Below are 22,853 nucleotides of genomic sequence, written 5' to 3' on the forward strand. Positions count from 1 at the left end.
CGCGGTGACGACCAGCTACCCGGTCGGCGGCGGATCGTGGGGGCCGGGGCCCGGCTCCCGGTGGCGCGGCTCCGCCGACCCGACCGGCGCCGGTGCTCCCGGCGGAGCGGGTGGCGCATTCGGACCGGGCGGGCCGCCGACCGACGCGGCCGGCGCCGGGCCGCCGCCGGCCGGTCGGGGCGCGACCGGGCCGGGACTCGGCGGACCGGCGATCAGCCTGCCCACCGGCGGCGGCGCGATCCGGGCCATCGGCGAGACGTTCGCCGCCCACCCGGTCACCGGGACCGGCGGCATGTCCGTGCCTATCCCGGTCAGCGGCGGCCGGTCCGGGTTCCAACCCGACCTGACACTCAGCTACGACTCGGGCGCCGGGAACGGCCCGTTCGGCCTGGGCTGGCAGCTGCCCGTGCCGGCCATCAGCCGGCGCACCGACCGCGGCCTGCCCCGCTACGACGACACCGACACCTTCCTGCTGTCCGGGGAGGACGACCTGGTCCCGGTGCCCGGCGGCACTCCGGTCGCCGGTCACACTGTGCAGCGGTTCCGGCCACGGACCGAGGGGGCGTTCGCCCGCATCGAGCGGTGGACCCGGGACTCCGACGGTGACGTGCACTGGCGCACCCTGTCCGGGTCGAACCTGCTGGCCGTGTACGGCCGCGACGGCGGCTCCCGCATCGGCCTGGGCGGGCGGGTACACACCTGGCTGCTCTGCGAGACCCGCGACGATCGGGGCAACGCGGTCAGCTACACCTACAAGGCCGAGGACGCCGCCGGCCTGGACCTGGACCGGCCGCACGAACGGCACCGCACCGACCGGAGCGTCAACCGCTACCTCAAGTCGGTGCGGTACGGCAACATGGTGCCTCTGCTCGACCCCGACGGCCGACGCCCGGTGGACCTGACGCCGGCCCAGATCGCCGACGCCGGCTGGGTGTTCGAGGTGGTGCTCGACTACGGCGAGCACCACCCGGACACCCCGCTACCTGCTGACGCCGGGGAGTGGACCTGCCGGCCGGACCCCTTCTCCACCTACCGCGCGGGATTCGAGGTCCGCACCTACCGGCTGTGCCGCCGGATCCTGATGTTCCACCACTTCCCTGACGAGCCGGAGGTGGGCGCGAACTGCCTGGTCCGGGCGGTGGAGCTGGAGTACGCCAGCGGGCCGGTGCTGTCCACCCTGGTCGAGGTGACCCAGCGCGGCTACGCCCCGGCCGCCGGCGGCGGGCACACCAGCGCCGCACTGCCCCCGGTGACCTTCGGATACACACCGGCCACCATCGCGGCGACCACCCGGGAACTCGAGCGCGGCAGCCTGGAGAACCTGCCAGCCGGCGTCGACGGACGGACCGAGTTGTGGGTGGACCTGGACGGGGAAGGACTCGCCGGGGTGCTGACCGGGCACGAGGGTGCCCTCTACTACCGGCCGAACCTCGGCGCCGGCCGGATCGGCCCGGTCGCCGCGCTACCCACAGTTCCGTCGCTGACCGACCTGGCCGGCGGACGCCAGCAACTGGTCGACGTGAACGGTGACGGGCGGATCGAACTGGTCCAGCTCGGCACCGTACCGGCGGGTTTCGTCAGCCGCACCGACGACGCCGGCTGGTCCGGCTTCCAGCCGTTCACCGAGCTGCCCGCCGTCGACTGGGCCAGCCCCGACCTGCTGCTGCTGGACCTCACCGGGGACGGCCGTGCCGACCTGCTGATCGCCGGTGACACCGTGCTGGCCTGGCACGAGTCGCTGGCCGAGGCGGGGTACGGCCCGGCGCGACCCGCGCTCTGGCCCGTGGATGAGGACCGTGGGCCGCGGCTGCTGCGCTCCGACGACCGGCAGAGCATCTTCCTCGCCGACATGTCCGGCGACGGGCTCACCGACCTGGTCCGGGTCCGCGACGGTTCCGTCTGCTACTGGCCCAACGTCGGTTACGGACGATTCGGCGCCAAGGTCGAGATGGACGACGCGCCGTGGTTCACCGGGCTGGACGAGTTCGACCCGGCCCGGGTGCTCCTCACCGACGTGGACGGCACCGGCGTGATGGACCTGTGCTACCTGGGCCGGCGCGAGATCCGGCTCTGGTACAACCAGTCCGGCAACGGCTGGTCGGCCCCCGCCGAGCTGCCCGACCTGCCGCATGTCACGCCCGATTCGACGGTGACGGTGACCGACCTGCTGGGCACGGGCACCGGCTGCCTGGTGTGGTCGTCGCCGCTGCCCGGCGACGCCGCCGGCCCGGTGCGCTACCTGAATCTGGCCGCCGACGGCAAGCCGCACCTACTCACCCGGGTGGTGAACAACCTGGGCGGCGAGACCACCATCAGCTACGCCGCTTCCACCGCCTTCCAGCTGGCCGACCGGCGAGCCGGTCAGCCGTGGGTGACCGGGCTGCCGTTCCCGGTGCAGGTCGTCGAGCGGGTGGAACAGGTGGACCGGATCACCGGGACCCGGCTGGTCACCGGCTACCGCTACCACCATGGGCACTACGACGGCGTCGAGCGGGAGTTCGCCGGCTTCGGCATGGTCGAGCAGATCGACGGCGAGTCGTTCGTGGACCACGTGTTGGGCGTCGAGGCGGTCGACGGGAACCAGGACACCTCGCCCGAGCTGTTCCAGCCACCGGTCACCACGAAGACCTGGTATCACACCGGCGCCCCGGCCGACCTGTCCGCCGAGTGGTACGCCGGCCGGCACCTGCCCACCGCGGAGCTGCCGGCCGGAATCTCCGCCACCGAGCTGCGGGAGAGCCGGCGGGCGTTGCGCGGCCTGCCGCTTCGGCAGGAGGTGTACTCGTACGACGGCAGTGCCTCGCAGGAGCACCCGTACGGGGTGGTCGAGCAGACGTACCAGGTGCAACGGCTGGACGCGCGGGTGTTCGTCGCCGTCGAGCGGGAGGCGGTCAGCCTCTCCTACGACCGGCAGCCGGACGAGCCCCGGATCAGCCACCGGCTCAACCTGGTCCTCGGCCCGTACGGCACCGTCGTCCAGGCCGCCGCGGTGGTCTACGGCCGCACCACGCCAGACCCGGAGCTGCCCGCCGAGGTGACCGCCGAACAGCGACGCCGTCACGTCACCTACGGCGAGCAGTGGTACACCCCGGACATCGACGAGACGCTGCCGGTGCCGGCGTACCGGATTCGCGCCGCGTACGAGGCCCTCGGGCACGAACTGACCGGGCTGGCTCCGGCCGGTCCGCTGTTCACCCGCGCCGAACTGCTCGCCGGGTTCGCCGCGGCCACCCCGATCGGGTACGAGGTGGTGGCCGACGAGGTCAGCGCGCAGCGGCGGTTGCTGTCCCGGTCACAGGTGCGGTTCCGGGACAACGCGCTGACGCCGTTGCCGGCCGGGCAGTGGGACAGCCTGGGGCTGGGGCACCAGACGTACCAACTCGCCTTCACCCCGGCCGCGCTGGCCGCCGGCTACGGCACGGCGGTGACCGACGCGGACCTGGCTGCCGCCGGCTACGTGCACCTCGACGGCGGCCCGGACTGGTGGATTCCGTCCGGCGAGCTGCGCTATCCCACCGATCCCGCCGCGCACTTCTACCTGTCCAACGGGGCCCGGGACGCGCTGGGCATGGCGACGGCCGTCACCTTCGACGGCTACCACCTGCTCACCGAGCGGGTGACCATCGACCAGGCGGCCTGGTCGGTCACCACCGCTGTCAACAACTACCTGGTGCTCGGCCCGAGCCTCGTCACCGACCCGAACGGGCAGCGCCGCGCGGTGCGCTACGACGAGTTGGGCCGGGTGGTGGCCTCGGCGCTACTCGGCCGGCCCGGTGCCGGGGACGGCGACACGCTCGACGATCCGACGTTGACGTTCACCTACGACCCGTTCAACTGGGTGGTCAACGGCCAGCCCGCGTACAGCCGGGGCCGGCACCGGGAACGGCACGGCCCGACCAACCCGCGCTGGCTGGAGAGCTACGAGTACAGCACCGGCACCGGTGGTGTGGCGATCACCAAGTCGCGGGTGCATCCGGGCAGGGCCCTGGAGGTGGGGGAGGACGGGGTCGCCGTCGAGGTGGACGCCGACCCGCGCTGGGTCGGCACCGGCCGCACGGTGGTCAACAACAAGGGCAACCCGGTGAAGCGGTACCAGCCCTACTTCAGCACCACCCACGAGTACGAGGACGCGGCGGCGCTGCGTGAGATCGGCGCCACCGCGATTCGCTACTACGACCCGCTGGGCCGGGCCGTGCTGACCCGGTATCCGGACGGCACCCTCAGCCGGGTCGAGTCGACGGCCTGGTCGCACCGGTTGTTCGACGCCAACGACACTGTGCTCGACAGCCAGTGGTACGCCGAGCGGGGCAGCCCCGCCGTGTCCGATCCGGAACCGGCCGACCCGGCCAGCCGCGCCGCGTGGCTCGCCGCCAAGCACGCCGACACACCCTCCGTGATCCACTTCGACAGCCTCGGCCGGGCCGTCTACACGGTGGCCGACCGGGGGGCCGGCCAGCGGTTCGGCGTACGCACCAGGGGAGACCTCACCGGACGGTCCTCGGACGGGTACGACGCGCTGGGCCGGCACATCGCCAACGCGGCCACCGCCATGCACGGCGCGGGAGTGCGGTCGTGGAGCGCGGAGAAGGGCGAGCGGTGGGTGTTCCAGGACGTGCTCGGCGGGGTACGCCGGATCTGGGACGAACACGGCCGGACCTTCCGCACCACGTACGACGCCCTGCACCGGCCCGTCGGCCTGTACGTCAGCGAGTCCGCCGGGCCGGAGCGCTGCGTGCAGTACGTGGTCTTCGGCGACCGGCATCCGGACGCGGCGACGCTGGGCCTGCACGGCGTGCCGTACCTGGTGTTCGACCCGGCGGGGCAGGTGCGGGTGCCCGAGGTGGACTTCAAGGGCAACCCGCGCCGCGCCGAACGGAGACTCGCCACCGATCACGTCGACGGCCCGGACTGGTCGCCGGTGGCCGCCGCGCCCGACCACGCCGCGCTGCTGACCGCCGCGGCGCCACTGCTGGAGAGCGAGATCTTCGGCACCGCCGCCGAGTACGACGCGGTGAACCGCCCGACAGTGGTCACCCTGCCCGACGCCACCGAGCTACGACCGACCTACCTCGAGGGCGGCATGCTGGGCCGGCTCACCGCACGGCTGCGCGGCCAGGGCGCGGAGGTGGAGTTCCTGTCCGAGCAGGACTACGACGCGCTGGGTCGGCGGCGGTTCGCCCGGCACGGCAACGGGCTGGTCACCGAGTACTTCTACGACCCGATGACGTTCCGGTTGGAACGTCTGCTCACCGCCGGGGTTCGCGACCTGCGCTACACCTACGACCCGGTGGGCAACCTCACCCGGGTGGCCGAACCGGGCGCGCCCACCTTCTTCGGCAACGCGGCGGTGCCGGCCGCCAGCGACTACGCGTACGACCCGCTCTACCAGTTGGTCCGGGCGAGTGGGCGGGAGCTGGCCGGGGCGCCGAACGACGCGATCCGCGACCAGATCGACGTGCCGCCGGCCGGAAGCCCCACCGATGCCGGCGCGGTACGTGCCTACACCGAGGAGTACGAGTACGACCCGCTGGGCAACCTCACAGTGCTCCGGCACCGGTTCCGGACGCAGGCCGGGGTTGGCGCCGGCTGGACCCGGCACCACCGGTACGCGTACCAGGACGACCCGGCCGACGCCACGAACCGGCTGGCCGCCACGAGCCTGCCCGGCGACGCCGACGCCGGCCCCTACTCGGCCCTGTACGCGCACGACGCCGTCGGCAACCTGACCGTCATGCCGCACCTGCCGGCCCTGGAGTGGAACGTCCACGACCAGCTCCGCCGGGTCGACCTCGGCGGCGGCGGCGAAGCCCGGTTCGTCTACGCCGCGAGCGGGCAGCGGCTGCGCAAGGTCGTGGACCGGCCGGGCAGCGTCCAACTTGAATGGATCTTCCTGGGTGCGGTCACCGTGTTCCGGAGGCGCAACCGGGTCACCGGCGTCCTCCAGCACGAACGGTGGACCACCACGATCGCTGACGACACCGGCCCGGTCGCCCAGGTGGACGTCAAGACCGTCGACGTCGGCGGCTTCGACCCGGCCAACCCGCTCGGCGTTCCGCTGGTCCGTTACCAGCTCACCAACCACCTCGGCTCGGCCACGCTGGAGACCGACGCGGCCGGGGTGCTCATCTCCTACGAGGAGTACCACCCGTACGGAACTACCGCGTACCGGTACGGCCGGCCGGGTGCCGACCTCAGCCTGAAGCGGTACCGCTTCGGCGGGCACGAGGTGGACGACGAGACGGGCTTCTGCTACGCCGGGGCTCGGTACTACGTGCCGTGGCTGGGCAGGTGGGCGAGCAGCGACCCGGGCGGCTTCGCCGACGGGGGCAACCTGTTCCGGTACTGCCGCAACAATCCGGTGGGAATGGTCGACCCGTCCGGGTTCAAGCCGACCACTGTCAAGGGTCCGGAAACCCACGACATCTCCATCACGGAATCCCACTTCACCGGGTCCGAGAACCCCACGGTGGAGGACTTCCGGCGCTATCTCAGCAGCCACGGCGCGACCCTCGACCCACGGATCAACAACAAGAACTCGGTCATCTACTACCAGGCCAACGTCACCCTCAACCTGGAGGGAGGCAACTGGTCCGAGCACCCGGGCGGCACCTGGGTGCTGCACGCCGTACTGCCGCCTCCGGCACCGCCGAAGCCGAAACCGGCGCCGCCTCCGCCGCCACCGGAGCCGCCACCGGCCGAGCCGCCGCCACCCGCGCCGGCCCCGCCACCCGAACCGCCGCCGGCCGCGCCGCCCGCCGACTCCGCCGGCAAGGCGCCGGCCGCACCCGGCGCCGTCGGCGGGGCCGCCGCGCACACCGCGCCCGCCGCCGAGAAGTTCATCTGGAACTTCAAGTTCAAGGGCGGCCGGGGGACGTTCCGCGGCAACATCCTCGAATGGCTGTACGGCATGCCGTGGCGCGACAACACGGCGAACTTCGACCTGGAGACCAGCACCGCGGTCAAGCAGATCAAGTCGACCGACAGGTACGGCAAGGCCGGCGACATCGCCCGGTCGGCGACCCGGGACGCGAACCGGGCGATCCAGGCCAACCCGAGCATGGCCGGCAAGCGATCCCAGGCCGTCATCATCACCGAGACCGACGCGCCGGCCAGCGCCGGAAACGCCATCCGCACGGCGACCAACCCGGGACGCGGGCGGAAGATCCCGGCCAGTGCCACGGCGCCGGAGCACGTGCGCGGACTGCCGGGCCGGACCGGCATGCTCGGCAAGGGGCTCGGTGTCGTCGGGTTCGGCCTGTCGGCGTTCGCCCTGTGGGGCGACTACCAGCACGGCGACTGGGAAATGGGCGTCGGTGACGCGCTCGGCGCTGTCGGCGGTGGCCTGGAGCTGTACGCCATCGCCGTGCCCGGTGCCACTGTCGCCACCGTCAGCGCGATGACCGCCGGACTGGTGATCGGTGGCATCGGTCTGGCCGCCGTCTCGTACGTCAGCATGAACCGGGCCGCCGAGGCCGGCGACACGCCCGGGGTGGTGGCCGGCGGCGTCGGCATCGGGGCGGGTCTGGCCATCGCCGCGGGTGCCATTGGCATCGCGGCCGGCAGCGTGGTGATCGCCCCGGTCGTGCTCGTGGTCGGCATCGTCGCCGCCGTCGGCGTGGGGATCTTCCACGCAGGCCGCTACTTCGACTGGTGGTGACCCAGGTTTCCCGGGGCCACGTCGGCGATACTGTCGACGTGGAGTACGTGTCCAGAGTGCCGCGACCGCCGCTGGACGGGCTGATCGACGACCTTTACTACCTGGAGGGTGCGCCGCCCTACGCCCGGCTGACGCTGCCGGCAAGTCCGGCGGCGTTCCTCATCGTCAACCTCGGGGCACCGTTTCGCGTCCGTGCCGGCGCCGACATCGAGACGGCCGAGTACGCCGACGGCTGCGTGGTCACCACGCCCACCCGCGCGTTCGACTTCGGCTACCCACTCCGGACCCGGTCCGTCGGCGTGCACTTCAAGCCGTGGGGGCTGGCGCCGTTCCTGCCGATGCCCGCAGCGGAGCTGCGTGACCGGCCGACGACGGTGGAGCAGGTGTGGGGCCGGCCCGCCACTGCAGAGCTGCGAGACCGGCTGGCCACGGCCGAGCGACCTCACGAGATGCTGACGCTGCTCGAGGAGGAGCTGATGCGACGGCTGGGCCACGCGGCCGGCCTCGGGTTGGTCCGCCATACGAGCCGCATCATCGCCGCGACCAGCGGGGCGGTGGCGATCGACGACCTGAGGCTTTCCGTCGGTGTCAGCAGCACTCACCTGGCACAGCGGTTCAAGGAGGTCATCGGCGTTACGCCGAAGCGGTTTGCCCGCACGTACCGCTTCGCCGCCACCGTGCTCTCGATCAAACCCGCCGAACCGATCGACTGGGCCGACCTCGCCGGTGGCGCCGGCTACTTCGACCAGGCCCACTTCGGCCACGAGTTCCGGGCCTTCACCGGGCTCACACCGACCCGGTACGTCGAGGTCAGGCGGCGGTTCCTGCGCGAACATCCCGGCCACGTGCTGGACGGCTGGCCGCTACCGACCGATTGATTCCTTACAAGAGCGACAGCCCACGAAACTCTAGCCTGAGGCCATCCCCAAGCAGAGGAGCGCGCCCATGGGCGAAGTAGTGATGTACGGCTCGGTGTCGGTGGACGGCTTCATTGCGGACGAGAACGACCAGCCCGGGCCGCTGTTCGACTGGTTGACCAGCGGTGACGTCCCGCTGGACGACAGTGGCGTGTTGAAGGTGTCACAAGCGTCCTACGACTACACCCGGCAGTACTGGGACCGGATCGGGGTGACGATCGCCGGCCGCCACGTCTTCGACCTCACCGACGGCTGGGACGGGAAGCCGCCGAGCGGGATCGACCATGTGGTCGTCGTGACGCACCGGCCGATGCCCGAGGGTTGGGACCCCGAGGCGCCGTTTCACTTCGTCGACGGTGTCAAGGCGGCCGTGGCCAGGGCGCAGGAGCTAGCTGGTGACCGCCTCGTCGAGGTCGCCGCCGGCGACGTCGGCGGCCAGGTGCTTGCCGCGGGCCTGGTCGACGAGGTGCGCATGGACGTCGTACCCGTCGTGTTCGGGTCCGGCAAGCGCTACTTCGGGTCGGTCCACGCGCAGCACCTGTTGGGGAATCCTGATGTGGTGATTCAGGGCAACCGGGTGCTTCACCTGCGCTATCGGGTGCGCCGTTGACCGATCCGGGCGGGCTGGCGGGTGTTGAGCAGGCCGCTGTCCACATGGAAGCCGCTGTGACCGGGGCAGGGCTGCGCTCGCATTTCGGTGCTCGGGTTCTACTGCCAGGCCACGTCTCGATGGTCAGTTCGGTGCGCGGGGCCAGGTCAGGCTGGGCCGCTGACCAGCGGGTCGTGGACCCGGCCGAGGAACAGCGGTACGCCGGTGAACCGGTCGTGGATGACGTACAGGAATGGCCGGTTGACGAAGAACTGCGGCCCTTGCGGGATCGACGGCGGCCGGACGATGACGGCCGACGCGGCCGCGGCTTCGGTACCCTTCTCGTCCACCGCGATGAACGTCTCGTGCACCACGTCGTCGATACACAGGGCCGGTTCGGTGCTCATGCCGGTGAAATCGGCCTGTGACGTGAACGCCGTGGGCATACCGAGGCTGCTCAGTGCGGCACCCAGCTCGGCCGGCAGGCGGAACGTCCACCGGGGCAGGCGCAGTTCGACGTCGGTGATCCGGAACCCGGTCAGCAACGCGCCCAGCCAGGCCGCGTCGAGGTTCGCCTCGACCGCGGCGAGATTGTCCCGGGTCGGCATGACGATGGCCATGGCAAGTCCGTCGCCGGCATAGGGCACGTCGACTGCGCGCCATCCGTCGCCCTCGAGGTAGCCCATCCTGTCGAACGGTCCGCGCATGATCGGGACGTCGACGACGGTCCCGTCATCCCTTGTGAACGGTCCCACCGCCGTGGCGGTAGCGGTGAACGGGTACTTCCAGGCCGCTTTGAGGTAGATTGCGTTGGTCAGTATCAGGCTGGTGTTGGGGCTCACGGCGTCGGACTGCAACAGCTCCGGGATCTTCGCGTTGGTCCGATCGGACACCCATGTGTTGATTTCCTGGCGGGCCACCTCGGGCGCGCCGCGGAAGTCGACCGGTCGCGGCGTGGCGCCGTAATAGCCGGCCAGGGCGTCCCGGAACCGGGGTCGCAGACACAGATCGAGTCGTGTCCACAGCGCATTGGCAGTGGTCAGCCGAGGCTGCTTGACTCCGTCACCGTCCTGGTACCGGCCGGCGAGCGTCTGCTCGACGGTGTTGAGCCCGCTGTCGAGCGCGCCGGGGCGCGGATGCGGCGCGTGGAGCACCGTGTCCATCTCGTCCGCCGTGGTCGAGCCGGCGCCCGCCCGGGTCATCGCGAGCGCGAGCCCGACCGAGAACGGCGCGCACACCACATTGCCGCCTGCCCGGGTCGATGCCACAGTGCGGTAGAGGTCGGCCGTGAAGCCGCTAACGGCGGTGGCGGCGGCCTGCATCGTGGCCGGGTCGGGTGGTACGCGGACCGCATCCGTTGCGGTGGACGGCGTGCCGGGCCAACGGGGATCACCTGGGGCGGCGGTAAGGGCAGCGGCCGCAAGCGGGACCGCCCGCAGGAGGGATCGACGCGAAACCATGTATCGAGGTTAGAGCAGTCCCACGGAAACTCACCAGGCACAAGCCCAAATTCATCGAAACTCAGCAATGTCTGTCACTCGTACCGGTACTTCAGCGAGTCTGCCTCGGCCTTCTCGATGTCAGCGATCGTCAGCTCGGGCATTCGTAGCTGGGCCAGCGTCACCTCGGCCGAGGTCGGCTGGGCGTCCGCCGGCAGCCACTGCTCGGGCTTCCAGGCCCCGCTGCGCAGCAGCGCCTTGGGGCAGTGCGGGTAGACCTCATCGATCCCCAGCACCAGTGCGGTGGCCGGTGGCTTGCCCACGGCGGTCAGCTGCGACAGCAGCTCGGGGCGAGTGGAGACGCAGGCCCGGCCGTTCACCCTGAGCGTTGTGGTGCGCCCTGGGATGATGAACAGCAGCCCGGCCCGCCCGGTGGCGACGACGTTCTGCAGGGTGTCCAGACGCTTGTTGCCGGTGGCGTCCGGTATTGCCACCGTCCGTGCGTCCAGGACGGCGACGAAGCCAGCGGGGCCGCCGCGCGGGGAGACGTCGCAGTTGCCCTTGGCGTCCACCGTGGCGACCAGGACCAGCGACGAGCAGCCGATCAACCGCCGGGTCTGCTCGGTGAGTTCGGTCATCTGCTTCCGCACGGCCGCGTCACTGGGGAGTTCGTAGGCCCGGCGCAGCGCCTCCTGGTCGGGTACGGCGTCGAGGCGCAGCGAGTCGAAGGCGCTGGTGGCAAGGGCTGGCGTCATGCATCGACACTAATCGACCAATCTGACCGGTCCGGCCGTCGTCACGGCGGCGGCCTTGCCCAAATCATCTTAGTCATTAAGATAATCGCGTGAGCATATCGACGGACTTCTCGGTGGCGATCGCTGGCGCCGGCCTCTCCGGCCTCTGCCTCGCCCAGTACCTGATGCGCGCCGGCATCGACGCGCACGTCTACGAGCGGGACCCGGGCCCCTTCGTCCGGCGGCAGGGCTACCGGATCATTCTCGACCGTTACGGCATCGAGGCGCTGCGCGAGAGCCTGCCGCACTCGCTGTACAACCTGGCGCTGACCACCGGTGACGAGCCCGGCGGGCACCTACGCTTCACCGACAGCCGGCTGCGGGACGCGTTCACCATCACCTTCAAGGACGAGCCGCACGCGACCCGCCAGGTCGACCGGCTGACCCTGCGGTCGATCCTGCAGTCCGGGCTGAACGGCCGCATCCACTACGGCAAGGACGCCGTCGCGGTGGACGGCGGCGACCCGGCACGGCCGCGGCTGCTGTTCTCCGACGGCGGGTCCGCAGCGGCAACCGTCGTCGTGGGCGCGGACGGCGTCGGCTCGGCGCTGCGCGCGCAGATCATGCCGGACGCGGACCCGGCGAACACCCCGATGGCAGGCATCTACGGCCGGTCGCCCCTGCGACGCAACGGCGAGAGCGTCATCCCTGACGCGCTGCGTACCAGCGGGGTCCTGGCCATCGCCGACCGGCCGGGCCGCGCCTTCTTCTTCACCTCCATGCGGTTCGGCGAGAGCCCGCCGGAGGCGTTCGGGCGCCTGGCCCCGGGCAGCTATGCGCCCACCGGCGACGACTACGTCATGTGGGGACTGCTGCTCCGGCAGGAGGAGGTGCCAATGGGCCTCCGGGGCGACCTGCTGGCGCTGTGGAGACTGGCCTCCGGGATGAGCATGGACTTCCACCCGGTCATCCGGCGGCTGGTCGGCACGGCCGAGTTGGACGCCACGGTGCTCAACCTCTTCGCCACCGGCCAGCGCCCGCACCGGTGGGCGGTGCCCCGGGCGACGATGATGGGCGACGCCGTGCACGTCATGCCGCCGTTCGGCGCGCACGGCGGCAACACCGCGCTGCGTGACGCCGCCCTGCTCGGCCACAAGCTGGTCGAGGCCAGGGCCAGCGGCGCGCCGGTGGAGGAGGCGATCGCCAGCTACCAGGACGAGATGGTGCCCTACGCCTTCCGCGCCGTCGAGACCGCCGCCAGGCTGATGCGCCGCCTCACCGGGGGAGCGGCCGCACCCCACTGGGTGCTGACCCGCGTGCTACCTCGGCTGCACCGGGTCACCGTACCGGAGGGATGATTGCGGGCATGTCCCACGAGCCGGCCCGTGCGTCCGCGATCGCCGACCTCATGCGCGCCGGACGGGAGACGTCGCGGCTGTCCATGGTGTTCCGGTACGCCATCGCGGAGCGGCTGGGCCTCACCGTGAGCGACCTGGAATGCCTGGACTACCTCGCGGACGTCGGGTCCGCCAGCGCGGGGCAGGTCGCCGAGCGGACCAACCTCACCACCGGGGCGGTGACCAGCATGCTCCGCCGGCTCCAGCAGGCGGGCTACGTGACGGCCGAGCGCGATCCGGCGGACCGGCGGCGGGTGATCGTCGCCCTGCGGCCGGAGCGGATGGCCGAGCTGGAGCGACCGTACGAGCGGTTCGCCGAGCGGGCGGAGCAGCTCATCGAGGGCTACAGCGTCGAGGAGCTCATGCTGTTAATCCGGCACTATGACCGCATGCAGGCGATGTACCTCGCCGAGTTGGACCACTACCGCACGCGAGCGTCGTCGAAGGCGACCAGCCGTCCCATGAACCAGGCGGGGTCGGCCAGGTGGGGATAGTCGGTGGTGGCGGGTGTGGTTCCGACCAGCGCGCCGGGAATGCGGCTGCGTAGCCAGCCCGGGTAGTCGACGCCATCGCCGCTGACTACCTCATCGACCTCAAGCTGCCGGCGAAGATGCCCACCTGCTCCGTCGAGGGAGTGATTCACGAGGACGGTCGAGCCGGGGTGGGGCGGGGCTGCTCTCGCCCCACCCCGGCAGCGGCGTCGCCGGGCACCGCCCTCGCAGTAGCGGCGATGCCGGATCGGCATGAACACCGCGACTTCGGTCTTCGACCGCATGCCACATCGCTGCCAGGGTCGAGTCCTGCCCGACCGGCGCTGTCCGGCACCGGGCCCACGGCATCAACAAGGAGCGATCATGGTTCTTGCGACACACCGGGTGGTGACCGCGGTGGCAGCGGTGTCCCTGGCCGCGTGCGGCCCCGTCGGCGCCACCGAACAGCCGAAGCGGGACCGTGCGGTGACGGCCACCGCTTCATCCGCCGACCGGGACCACGCGTTCCGACAACTGGAGGAGCGGTTCGACGCGCGGCTGGGGGTCTACGCGATCGACACCGGCACCGGCCGGACGGTGCGGTACCGCGCCGACGAGCGGTTCGCGTACTCCTCGACGTTCAAGGCGTTGGCCGCCGCCGAGATCCTCGACGAGACCACGGACGCCGAGCTGGAGCGGGTGGTGCGGTACTCGGCGGACGACCTGGTGACCTACTCGCCGATCACGGAGCAGCACGTCGCCGAGGGCATGACGCTGCGCGCGATCGCCGACGCGGCCGTGCGGTACAGCGACAACACCGCCGGCAACCTGATGTTGCGTCACCTCGGCGGACCGCAGCGGTTCGAGAAGGAACTGCGGAAGGTCGGCGACAAGATCACCGATCCGGCGCGCTACGAGACCGAACTCAACGAGGCGCGGCCGGGTGACCGGCGGGACACCAGCACGCCACGCGCACTTGCCGAAGACCTGCGGGCGTACGCCGTCGCCGACGCCCTCGAACCAGCGGACCGCGACATCCTCACCGGTTGGCTGCGGGGCAACACCACCGGCGGCGAGCTGATCCGCGCCGGTGTGCCCGACGGCTGGGTCGTGGGGGACAAGACCGGTGCTGGCGGCTACGGAACCCGCAACGACATCGCGGTGATCTGGCCCCCGGACCGCGCGCCGATCGTCCTCGCGGTCCTGTCCAGCCGCGACCAGAAGGACGCTGACTACGACAACGCCCTGATCGCCCAGGCGACCGAGGCCGTGATCGCCGCGCTGTGACGGTGTGCCGGCCCCCGCCCGGGAGGCGTGGTACCTGCCAGCTGATCGCACCAACTGGATCGAGGTAGACCAAATCGCTCAGGAGGTGACCGACCCGGACTGGCCGCAGACCGCCGTGACGATGAGGCACCAGCGGCGCGACGGCATCAATCCGCCCGTCTACGAGAGCTTGGCAGCGGCGATGCACGGCAAGCCGCGCATCGACTTCCCGCCCGCTCCGACGGAACTCATCAGGTAAGGACGTCGGGCTGCGGCGATGGCGGATGGTGAGGCCCTGCTCGTCGGGCGGCGAGTGCGGGCTAACTCCACCAGGGCAGGGTGCCCGTTCGTAGGTGGTCGTGCAGGCTTCGGGCGACCTGAGCCATCGTCGCCTCGCTGCCCGGTTGCGCGACGGCGGGCACCCGGGAGGCGGTGAGCGCGGCGACCGCGTACGACTGCCCGTCGGTGTGCTCCACCACGCCTACCTCGTGGCGTAGGTGCAGCAGGGTGCCGGTCTTCGACGACCAGCGGGACGCGTCGGAAATGAAGTCGGGGGCGAGGCGTTGCCGGTGCAGGTTGTCGGCCATCAGGTCGCGTACCCGGGCGGCGGTGGTCCGGTGGATCGTCGAGGGCCGCCAGAGGGCGTGCAGCAGGTCGACGAAGGCCCGGGCGGACCCGGCGTTGGCGCGGGTGACGTCGAGTTGGGCGACGGGGTGGCCCTGCCCGGGGGTCGTCGCGCCGATGGCGAGGGAGTGGGCCAGGTGCGCGTGGTCGGGGCCGAGGCGTTCCGCCGGCGTGTCGGCGAGGTCGCCGACCCGGTGCCGCACAGCGATGCCGTCGATGCGTAGCCGCCGCAGCTCGGCAGTGACCGCAGCCGGCGGGATCAGGTCGAACAGGGCGTCGGCGGCGACCCCGTCGCTGACGGAGGTGCTCAGGTAGAGCAGATCGTCCACGGCGATCCGCGCGGGGTGGCGGAAGCGGCTCAGCCCGGTCGGACCGGGGGTGGTGATCAGACCGGGCGTGACGTCGACCGGCATCGCCGGGTCGAGTTCCCCGCGCACGACCCGTTCCAGAACGGCGACCGCCAGCGGCACCTTCACCAGCGACGCCGACGGGTACGGGGTGTCCGCATCGAAGCCGATCTCCGCCCCGGTGTCGAGGTCGCGGACCAGGAAGGCGCCGTGCAGGCCCGCCTCGTCGAGCAGGTCACGTGCGTTGCGTACGACGGCGATGGCGCTCATGCCGGATCTCCTATCGAACGGTCACCGGGTGCGCCACCCCCGGCCGACCCCGGGTGCCCGTCGGTGACGCCCAGGCATCGTGCGATGTCCGCGTACAGGACTGTGCGGAGCTGGTCGAGGTCCTCGCGTACGCCGGCGGCGACGTCGTAGCCCCGTAAAAGTCGAGGGCCGGCGAGACGGCACCAGTGCAGCCCGAAGTCCTCGGCCTGCTGGCGGGAGCAGAGCAGCAGGTCGGGTGAGCCGAGGGCCGCTGCCGCGGCGTCGACGAGGGACGGCGCGACCGTCACCTGGGCCGGTGCCAGTCCGGACGACTGGCCGGCGCGGGTCAGTGGGTCACGCAGGTGCGCGACGTCGTCCTCGGGCTGGATCAGGATTCGCCGGCGTGCCTGGGCGCGGGCTCGGCCGCTGCGCAGCGTCTCCAGGAACACCGTCGACGCCGGAAAGGGGGTCCGGGCGGCCAGCCCGAGCGGCACCCGCCAGGCCGCCGTCTCCTCCGGAACCGCCACGATCCCGGCGCCGACCTCCAGGGTCTGGCAGAGCCGTTCGCGCTCCTGCGGACCGGCCGGCCGTACCTCAAGGTGGATCCGCTGCCGTCGCGCCGCGACCACCAGCGCGGCGAGGCGCTGCGGCGGGCAGATCTCGGGAACGGCGATCCGCAGCGGACGCAATCGGGCCCGCTCGGCGTCGTCGGCCATGGCGTCGGCGAGGTCGACCAGGCGTCGCGCCGTCGGCAGCATGTCCTGCCCGAACGGGGTCAACCGGACCGCGCGGGACGACCGGTCGAACAGGCGCGCCCCGAAGTGTTCTTCCAGGGCGGCGATTCGGCGGCTGGCGACCGACTGGGGGATGCCCGCGGCGGCAGCGCCGGAGGTGAAGCTGCCGTGACCGCTGACGGCGACGAAAGCCCGGCAGGCGGCGACCACATCCATCCGCCGAACCTATACCTGGAACGCATCGAAGAGACGGCAGGGAGCGGGAACGGCATCATTTCGCCGCTGGCCGCTGGACCTCACACTGATGTGAGGTCCAGGCTACCCGCAGGTCGGAACGCGGCCAGTGACACCACGTCACACAGGGCCGTGACGCGGTGTCACTGACACGTGGTCACGAGGACTGGTGTCGTTGAGGCACCTCCACCCGCTGCCGAAGGAGGTCGGCGTGGCCGCTGTGGCTTCGAAGCACGACCTCGCTCCGGGTGGACCACCGCAAGAGGGACAGGAGACCTGGACGTGTATCGAAGACGAGGCTTCGCCCTGACGGGAATTCTTGGCATGGTCGGTGCCATGGCTGCGGTCATCCCGGCGACGGCCGGGGAGTCGACGGCCGGGAAACCGCCCGCGGGGCTGCAGTGGGCGGCGTGCCCGCAGGACGTGGTGGTGCCGCCGGTGGTGCAGGCGTCGGTGCAGTGCGCGAAGGTGCCGGTTCCGCTCGACTACCGCGACCCCGACGGCACCCAGATCGAGCTGATGGTGTCGCGGATCGCGAGCGCCAAGCCGGAGAAGCGGCGCGGGGTGTTGATGTTCAACCCCGGCGGGCCGGGCGGCACCGGGCTGGACCAGCCGGGTTTCCTGGCATCCAAGGGGCTGCCGGCCAGCGTCATGGACGCCTACGACCTGATCGGCATGGACACCCGGGGCGTCGGGCACTCGACGCCGGTGAGCTGCGGCTTCACCGCCGACGACGCGTACTGGGGCAACATCCCGCCGTACGCGGCCGACGACGCGGCCGTCAGTCGGCAGGCGGAGATCGTCAAGGAGGTCGCCGCGCGGTGCGCGGCGAACGACACCGAGGGACGGCTGCGACACCTGACGACCGCGAACATGGCCCGTGACCTGGACCGGATCCGGGCCGCGCTGGGCGAGGAGAAGGCCAGCTTCTACGGAGCGTCCTACGGGTCGGCGCTCGGTGCGGCGTACGTCTCGATGTTCCCGGACACCACCGACCGGGTCGTGCTCGACAGCAACCTCGGCGACACCCACCTGGACCGGGCCGGGCTGCGCCGGTACGCGCTCGGCATGGAGCAGACGTTCCCCGACTTCGCGAAGTGGGCGGCGGCGCGGCACGACTCCTACGGTCTGGGCCGCACGCCGCAGCAGGTGCGCCGGACCTACTTCGCCATCGCCGAACGGCTCGACGATGAGCCGGCGGCCGACGGGCTCACCGGCTCCATCTTCCGGCACCTCACCTTCGCCTGGCTCTACGGTGAGATGCAGTACGGAAATATGGCGCGGGTGTGGCAGTCGCACCTGAACCCGGGCACGGCGGCGGCGCCGGTGCCACCGCCGGCGGCGGCACCGAACCCGGTGGACAACGCCCTGACCGTGTTCCTCGCCGTCAGCTGCAACGACGTCGAGTGGCCGGAGGACGTGGACACCTACCGGCGCGCCGTCGCGCAGGACCGCGAGCGATTTCCGCTGTTCGGCGCGGCCAGCGCCAACATCACCCCGTGCGCCTTCTGGAAGCACGAGCCGGCCGAGGCGCCCGTCGCCGTCAGCGCCGAGGGGCCACGCAACGTGCTGATCCTGCAGAACCGGCACGACCCGGTCACCCCGCTCTTGGGCGGCGAGCTGCTGCGGAAGAAGTTCGGGGAGCGCGCGCGGCTGGTGACCGTCAACGAGAGCGGGCACGGCGTCTACGTGCTCGGCGGTAACGGCTGCGCGTTGAACCTGACCACGTCGTACCTGGTCGAGGGCGCGATGCCGGCAAAGGACACGACCTGCCAGGGCGGCTGACCTGAGGCAGGAGCCGGACGAGGGCGCGGAACAGGGATGTTCCGCGCCCTCGGCGTCGAGAAGACCGCCGGTAACGGCTCCGATGTGCTGAAGATTCCCCAATGGCCGCCCGCCCCGCTGAACGGGCGCCAGTGGTACCGGGGTACCACTGGCGGCCGGAAAGTGTCGACTGCGGTACCGCGATCGTGCCGCCGCGCGAAACTAGCGTGGCCAGCATGATTCAGGTACGCGAACTAACCAAGCGATACGGTGCGAAGACGGTCGTCGACCGCCTGTCGTTCACCGCGAAGCCCGGACAGGTCACCGGCTTCCTCGGCCCCAACGGAGCCGGCAAGTCGACGACCATGCGGATGATCGTCGGCCTCGACGCGCCGACCTCCGGCGACGTGCTGGTCAACGGCAAGCCGTACGCGTCGTCGAAGGCGCCACTGCGCGAGATCGGCGTGCTGCTCGAGGCGAAGGCCATGCACCCCGGCCGGACGGCGGTCAGCCACCTTCTCACCCTGGCGCGCACGCACGGCATCCCGCGCTCGCGCGTCGACGAGGTGCTCGACCTGGTCGGCCTCTCGACCGTCGCCCACAAGCGGGTCGGCGCGTTCTCCCTCGGCATGGGCCAGCGGCTCGGCATCGCCGCCGCGCTGCTCGGCGACCCGGCCGTGGTGATGCTCGACGAGCCGGTCAACGGCCTCGACCCCGAGGGGGTCCTCTGGGTGCGCAACCTGCTCACCGGCCTGGCCGCCGAGGGCCGCACCGTGATGCTGTCCTCACACCTGATGAGCGAGGTCTCGCTGATCGCGGACCACCTGGTCATCATCGGCCGGGGCAGGCTGCTGGCCGACACCACCGTGGCCGACTTCGTGACCGCCGAGGGCGTCCGGGTCGTCACTCCCGCCCCCGACGCGCTGCGCACGACGATTGCCGGCCCGGGCATCACGGTCACCTCGACCGGCGTCGAGGAACTGCTCGTCGCCGGCACCTCCGCCCGCAAGATCGGCCTGGCCGCGGCCGCCCGCGGCATCCCACTGTTCGAACTCACCCCGCAGAACGCCTCGCTGGAAGAGGCGTTCATGGACCTGACCCGCGACGCTGTCGAATACGAGGCATCCCGATGAAGATCACCCCTGGTGGCGTCGTCGCCGCCGAATGGACCAAGTTCTCCTCGCTACGCTCCACCTGGATCACGACCGGCATCTCCGCTCTCCTCCTGATCGCCTTCGGCATGATCGCCTCGGCTTCCCTGTCGGGCGACAACTTGACCTCGATCGACCTGGCCCTGTCCGGCAGCGCCCTGGCCGCCCTGTCCGTCGGTGTGCTCGGCGCGCTGCTGGGGGCGAGCGAATACACCACCGGCATGATCCGGGCGACCCTCACCGCGGTGCCGCGCCGGTTGCCCGTGCTGTGGTCAAAGAGCCTCGTGGCCGGGGCAGCCGCCTTCGTGACGATGACCATCGGCGCCTTCGTCGCTTTCGCCGTGGGGTCGGCCGTGCTCAACGACAAGGTCGCCGGTCTGGGCCTCGGCGACGACGGTGTGCTGCGGGCCCTGGTCGGCGCCGGCCTCTATCTGGGCCTGGTCGCGGTGCTCGGCGTCGCGCTCGGCATGCTCGTCCGCTCCAGCGCCGGCGCCATCGCGATCCTGGCCGGCGCGCTGCTGATCGTTCCCGGTCTGGCCGCGCTGCTGCCGGACTCGATCTCCGAGGCCATCACCCCGTACCTGCCCAGCAACGCCGGCAGCGCGGTGATGGCGCTGACCCCGGCGGACGGCACCCTGGCGCCCTGGGCCGGCCTCGTGGTCTTCGCCGGGTATGTGATCGTGACGCTCGCCGCGGCAGCGTACCGGCTCAAAAGGAACGACGCGTAAGCGCGTAAGGGGAGAATCGGCTGATGAGCACGCAGGGATGGCTGGTGGACCGGCAGGCGGGGTTGCGGGCCTTCGACCGGCTCCGCCCGTGGGTCATGGACACCCTGGTGGCCATTCCGATCGTGCTCTTCAGCATCCCGAACATCATCGAGAATCCCCTGTCGGCGACGATCGCGACGCTGGCCCTGCTGCCGCCGCTGTACTGGCGGCGCCGGTACCCGTTCCCGGCGTTCCTGGTCACCGCGACCATCGAGTTGATCGAGGGTTTGCTGGACGTCGGCGTCGGCGCCGGGGTGATCCTGCTCGTGATGCTCTTCGGGGTGGCCTCCCGCGGTTCGTGGCGGGCGCTGGCCTGGGCCACCGTGATCACCATCGCGCTGCTGGTGGCCGAGATCTACCTGCTCAACCCGGTGACGGAGAACCGCATCATCACGCTGTTCCTGGTTCTCGGCACGTCGGGGGCCGCGGTCGCGTCCGGCGTCGCGGTGCGCACCCGCCGGGCGTACCTCATCGCCCTTGAGGACCGCGCCGCCCGCCTGGAAGTCGAGCGGGATCAGCGGGCCCGCCTGGCCGTCGCCGAGGAGCGAGCCCGGGTGGCCCGCGAGATGCACGACATTGTCGGACATCACGTCTCGGTGATCGTGGGCCTGGCCGACGGCGGCGCCGCGCTTGCGACAGCGCGGGCTGAGCAGACCGCCGAGCCGCTCCGGTTGATCGGTGACACCGGCCGGCAGGCGCTCTCCGAGCTGCGCCGGGTGCTGGGCGTCCTGCGCGAGGAAGACGCCGATCCGCAGCTGAGCCCGCAGCCCGGCATCGACGATCTCGACCGGCTGTTGCCGAGCGTGCGGGCGACCGGGCTGCCAGTCACCTATTCCACCTCGGGTGAGCTGCACACCCTCGGTCGGGGCGTGCAGCTCGCGGTCTACCGCATCGTTCAGGAAGCGCTCACCAACACCCTCAAACACGCGGGGCGCGGGGCGGCCGCTGACGTCACTCTGGCTGTCGCCGACGGCGAGGTACGGGTACAGGTACGCGACAACGGTCGCGGCGGGCCGGCTCGCCCGAGTCACGGCCTGCTCGGCATGCGGGAACGCGCCGCCATGTACGGCGGCGAGGTGACCGCCGGCCCGGCCGAGAGAGGCTGGCTCGTCGACGTGGTCCTCAAGGAGCCCTCATGACCACCGTGCTGATCGCCGACGACCAGCAGTTGCAACGAATGGGTTTCCGGATGCTGCTCGACGGCACCCCCGGCATGATCGTGGTGGGCGAGGCCTCCGCCGGTGCCGAGGCGGTGCGAATGGTAGAGCAGACCCGCCCCGACGTGGTGTTGATGGACGTGCGCATGCCCGGCATGGACGGTATCGAGGCCACCCGCCGCATTACCGCGACCGGCTCACGCACTCGTGTGCTGATCCTGACCACGTTCGACCTGGACGAATACGTCTACGCCGGACTGCGAGCCGGAGCGAGCGGCTTCCTGCTCAAAGACGCCCGCCCCGAGGAGCTGATCGCCGGCATCCGCGCCGTCGCTAGCGGAGACTCGGTGGTGGCCCCCAGCCTGACCCGCAAACTGATGGACGCCTACCTCCAGCGTCCAGAGGCGGCCGCACATGCGGACCCCCGCCTGAGGAATTTGAGCGAGCGAGAGCGGGAGGTGCTCGAAGCAATCGGCCAGGGCGCCACCAACACCGAGATCGCCGAGCGCTTCACCCTCACCGAATCCACAGTGAAGAAGCATGTCGGACGCGTGCTAGCCAAGATCGGAGCGCGAGACCGAATCCAGGCAGTCATCTTCGCGTACGACAACGGCCTGGTCGAACCACGGGCCTGAGTTTGCCCTCCTCGCTGTTGGTGCCGATGTGGAGATCAACGTTCGCGCCGCAGCCGGCGTCAACCTTCTCGTCGGTGTCGCCTGGATCGTCGCCTTCACGCGCTTCCTGCGGGCACTCGACGACCTGCAGCGCAAGATCATGCAGGATGGGTTGGCAGTGACCCTCGGAGTGGACTGGGGTCGTCGGCTTCGCCTACTTCGTAACGGATGCCGCCGGCCTGGTCACCTACGGCCTCAACATCGCGCTCTTCCCCGCGCTGCTGGGAGTCGTCTACGTGATCGCCTTCGTGGTCGGCCGGATCAGGTACCGATGAAGAACCGCATCGTGGACCTCCGAGCCGAACGCGCCTGGACGCAGGCTGACCTGGCTCAGCGCATCGGTGTGTCACGACAGTCGATCAACGCGATCGAGACGGGGAAGTTCGACCCCAGCCTGCCGGTGGCGTTGCGTCTCGCCAAGCTGTTCAACCTGACGGTCGAGGACATCTTTACCGATGATCAACGATGCCCATAGCCGCCTGAACTTACCGGCGCCGATGTGATCGGGTGGCAGCGTAGGAGTTCAGACCGCCGGGATTACGGCCTGGATGAGGTGTGGTCCCGGTTCGGTGATCGCGCGGGCGGCGAAACGTCGGCATTGGCGTGTGGTGAACGACGGGTATCCCGGGCGGGGGTCCTGCGTCGATCATTGCCCGGAGATAGATGCGAGTCACTCTCACCTC

General features: G+C 71.0%; 17 protein-coding genes. 13 read left to right on the forward strand and 4 right to left on the reverse strand.

Annotated elements, in window-relative coordinates; translation table 11 throughout:
* The first annotated feature begins 4 nt into the window (after window positions 1-4).
* The 3 genes from ABZ794_RS02415 (at window position 5) to ABZ794_RS02425 (ending at window position 9,184) form a co-directional block, all read left to right on the forward strand.
* Entirely contained in the window at window positions 5-7,657 is a 7,653-nt protein-coding gene (locus tag ABZ794_RS02415) for a SpvB/TcaC N-terminal domain-containing protein (protein WP_357513818.1), read from the forward strand.
* Between the two features lie 38 nt (window positions 7,658-7,695).
* On the forward strand, window positions 7,696-8,535 hold the full coding sequence (locus ABZ794_RS02420) for a helix-turn-helix domain-containing protein (protein WP_357513820.1): 840 nt from the start codon (window positions 7,696-7,698) through the stop codon (window positions 8,533-8,535).
* 67 nt (window positions 8,536-8,602) lie between these two features.
* Window positions 8,603-9,184 carry a dihydrofolate reductase family protein gene (locus tag ABZ794_RS02425; protein ID WP_357513822.1) on the forward strand — a complete coding sequence of 194 codons (582 nt, stop codon included), beginning with the start codon at window positions 8,603-8,605 and terminating at the stop codon, window positions 9,182-9,184.
* Window positions 9,185-9,330: 146 nt separating this feature from the next.
* Here the strand turns inward: ABZ794_RS02425 and ABZ794_RS02430 are convergent, their stop codons facing one another.
* A complete protein-coding gene (locus ABZ794_RS02430) occupies window positions 9,331-10,485 on the reverse strand; it encodes a serpin family protein (RefSeq protein WP_238689814.1) in 1,155 nt (384 codons plus the stop codon).
* Between the two features lie 212 nt (window positions 10,486-10,697).
* Window positions 10,698-11,357 (reverse strand): MSMEG_1061 family FMN-dependent PPOX-type flavoprotein, encoded by a 660-nt coding sequence (locus tag ABZ794_RS02435; RefSeq protein ID WP_238689813.1) that lies wholly within the window; start codon window positions 11,355-11,357, stop codon window positions 10,698-10,700.
* An 89-nt stretch (window positions 11,358-11,446) separates the two neighbouring features.
* Here ABZ794_RS02435 and ABZ794_RS02440 point away from each other — a divergent pair, with 89 nt between their 5' ends.
* The 4 genes from ABZ794_RS02440 (at window position 11,447) to ABZ794_RS02455 (ending at window position 14,728) form a co-directional block, all read left to right on the forward strand.
* Entirely contained in the window at window positions 11,447-12,694 is a 1,248-nt protein-coding gene (locus tag ABZ794_RS02440; RefSeq protein ID WP_238689812.1) for an NAD(P)/FAD-dependent oxidoreductase, read from the forward strand.
* Window positions 12,695-12,702: 8 nt separating this feature from the next.
* The gene (locus tag ABZ794_RS02445) at window positions 12,703-13,227 is read left to right on the forward strand and encodes a MarR family transcriptional regulator (RefSeq protein WP_357513825.1); all 525 of its coding nucleotides are present in this window, start codon (window positions 12,703-12,705) and stop codon (window positions 13,225-13,227) included.
* Window positions 13,228-13,587: 360 nt separating this feature from the next.
* Window positions 13,588-14,490: a class A beta-lactamase gene (bla, locus tag ABZ794_RS02450; RefSeq protein WP_357513827.1), complete on the forward strand. Its 903-nt coding sequence runs from the start codon at window positions 13,588-13,590 to the stop codon at window positions 14,488-14,490.
* Window positions 14,491-14,575: 85 nt separating this feature from the next.
* Window positions 14,576-14,728, forward strand: coding sequence for a hypothetical protein (locus tag ABZ794_RS02455; protein ID WP_210780513.1), 153 nt, complete (start codon window positions 14,576-14,578; stop codon window positions 14,726-14,728).
* A gap of 61 nt (window positions 14,729-14,789) precedes the next feature.
* On the opposite strand, the gene ABZ794_RS02460 is transcribed toward ABZ794_RS02455, so the two are convergent.
* A complete protein-coding gene (locus tag ABZ794_RS02460) occupies window positions 14,790-15,710 on the reverse strand; it encodes a serine hydrolase (RefSeq protein WP_357513829.1) in 921 nt (306 codons plus the stop codon).
* Window positions 15,707-16,639 carry a LysR family transcriptional regulator gene (locus ABZ794_RS02465; protein WP_210780511.1) on the reverse strand — a complete coding sequence of 311 codons (933 nt, stop codon included), beginning with the start codon at window positions 16,637-16,639 and terminating at the stop codon, window positions 15,707-15,709. Before ABZ794_RS02465 ends, ABZ794_RS02460 begins: the two co-directional genes overlap by 4 nt.
* 354 nt (window positions 16,640-16,993) lie before the next feature.
* On the opposite strand from ABZ794_RS02465, the gene ABZ794_RS02470 reads away from it, so the two are divergent.
* The 6 genes from ABZ794_RS02470 (at window position 16,994) to ABZ794_RS02495 (ending at window position 22,645) form a co-directional block, all read left to right on the forward strand.
* On the forward strand, window positions 16,994-18,442 hold the full coding sequence (locus ABZ794_RS02470) for an alpha/beta hydrolase (protein WP_357513831.1): 1,449 nt from the start codon (window positions 16,994-16,996) through the stop codon (window positions 18,440-18,442).
* Window positions 18,443-18,657: 215 nt separating this feature from the next.
* Window positions 18,658-19,554, forward strand: coding sequence for an ABC transporter ATP-binding protein (locus ABZ794_RS02475; RefSeq protein WP_357513833.1), 897 nt, complete (start codon window positions 18,658-18,660; stop codon window positions 19,552-19,554).
* Entirely contained in the window at window positions 19,551-20,300 is a 750-nt protein-coding gene (locus ABZ794_RS02480) for an ABC transporter permease (protein WP_210780509.1), read from the forward strand. Before ABZ794_RS02475 ends, ABZ794_RS02480 begins: the two co-directional genes overlap by 4 nt.
* 23 nt (window positions 20,301-20,323) lie before the next feature.
* A complete protein-coding gene (locus ABZ794_RS02485; protein ID WP_210780508.1) occupies window positions 20,324-21,478 on the forward strand; it encodes a sensor histidine kinase in 1,155 nt (384 codons plus the stop codon).
* Complete coding sequence (locus ABZ794_RS02490; RefSeq protein WP_210780507.1) at window positions 21,475-22,131, forward strand: response regulator transcription factor; 657 nt, start codon at window positions 21,475-21,477, stop codon at window positions 22,129-22,131. The genes ABZ794_RS02485 and ABZ794_RS02490 overlap by 4 nt, the downstream gene beginning before the upstream one ends.
* Before the next feature lie 28 nt (window positions 22,132-22,159).
* Entirely contained in the window at window positions 22,160-22,645 is a 486-nt protein-coding gene (locus ABZ794_RS02495; RefSeq protein WP_357513836.1) for a helix-turn-helix transcriptional regulator, read from the forward strand.
* Window positions 22,646-22,853 lie beyond the last annotated feature (208 nt).

The organism is Micromonospora sp. NPDC047187, assembly GCF_040643355.1.
Taxonomy (GTDB): domain Bacteria; phylum Actinomycetota; class Actinomycetes; order Mycobacteriales; family Micromonosporaceae; genus Micromonospora; species Micromonospora salmantinae.

Bases quoted from the DNA above. Each gene is read 5' to 3' on its own strand.
- ABZ794_RS02470 (WP_357513831.1), top strand. From the start codon at position 16,994: ATGGCTGCGGTCATCCCGGCGACGGCCGGGGAGTCGACGGCCGGGAAA.
- ABZ794_RS02490 (WP_210780507.1), top strand. From the start codon at position 21,475: ATGACCACCGTGCTGATCGCCGACGACCAGCAGTTGCAACGAATGGGT.
- bla (WP_357513827.1), top strand. From the start codon at position 13,588: ATGGTTCTTGCGACACACCGGGTGGTGACCGCGGTGGCAGCGGTGTCC.
- ABZ794_RS02435 (WP_238689813.1), bottom strand. From the start codon at position 11,357: ATGACGCCAGCCCTTGCCACCAGCGCCTTCGACTCGCTGCGCCTCGAC.
- ABZ794_RS02445 (WP_357513825.1), top strand. From the start codon at position 12,703: ATGTCCCACGAGCCGGCCCGTGCGTCCGCGATCGCCGACCTCATGCGC.
- ABZ794_RS02465 (WP_210780511.1), bottom strand. From the start codon at position 16,639: ATGGATGTGGTCGCCGCCTGCCGGGCTTTCGTCGCCGTCAGCGGTCAC.
- ABZ794_RS02460 (WP_357513829.1), bottom strand. From the start codon at position 15,710: ATGAGCGCCATCGCCGTCGTACGCAACGCACGTGACCTGCTCGACGAG.
- ABZ794_RS02475 (WP_357513833.1), top strand. From the start codon at position 18,658: ATGATTCAGGTACGCGAACTAACCAAGCGATACGGTGCGAAGACGGTC.
- ABZ794_RS02425 (WP_357513822.1), top strand. From the start codon at position 8,603: ATGGGCGAAGTAGTGATGTACGGCTCGGTGTCGGTGGACGGCTTCATT.
- ABZ794_RS02480 (WP_210780509.1), top strand. From the start codon at position 19,551: ATGAAGATCACCCCTGGTGGCGTCGTCGCCGCCGAATGGACCAAGTTC.
- ABZ794_RS02430 (WP_238689814.1), bottom strand. From the start codon at position 10,485: ATGCAGGCCGCCGCCACCGCCGTTAGCGGCTTCACGGCCGACCTCTAC.
- ABZ794_RS02485 (WP_210780508.1), top strand. From the start codon at position 20,324: ATGAGCACGCAGGGATGGCTGGTGGACCGGCAGGCGGGGTTGCGGGCC.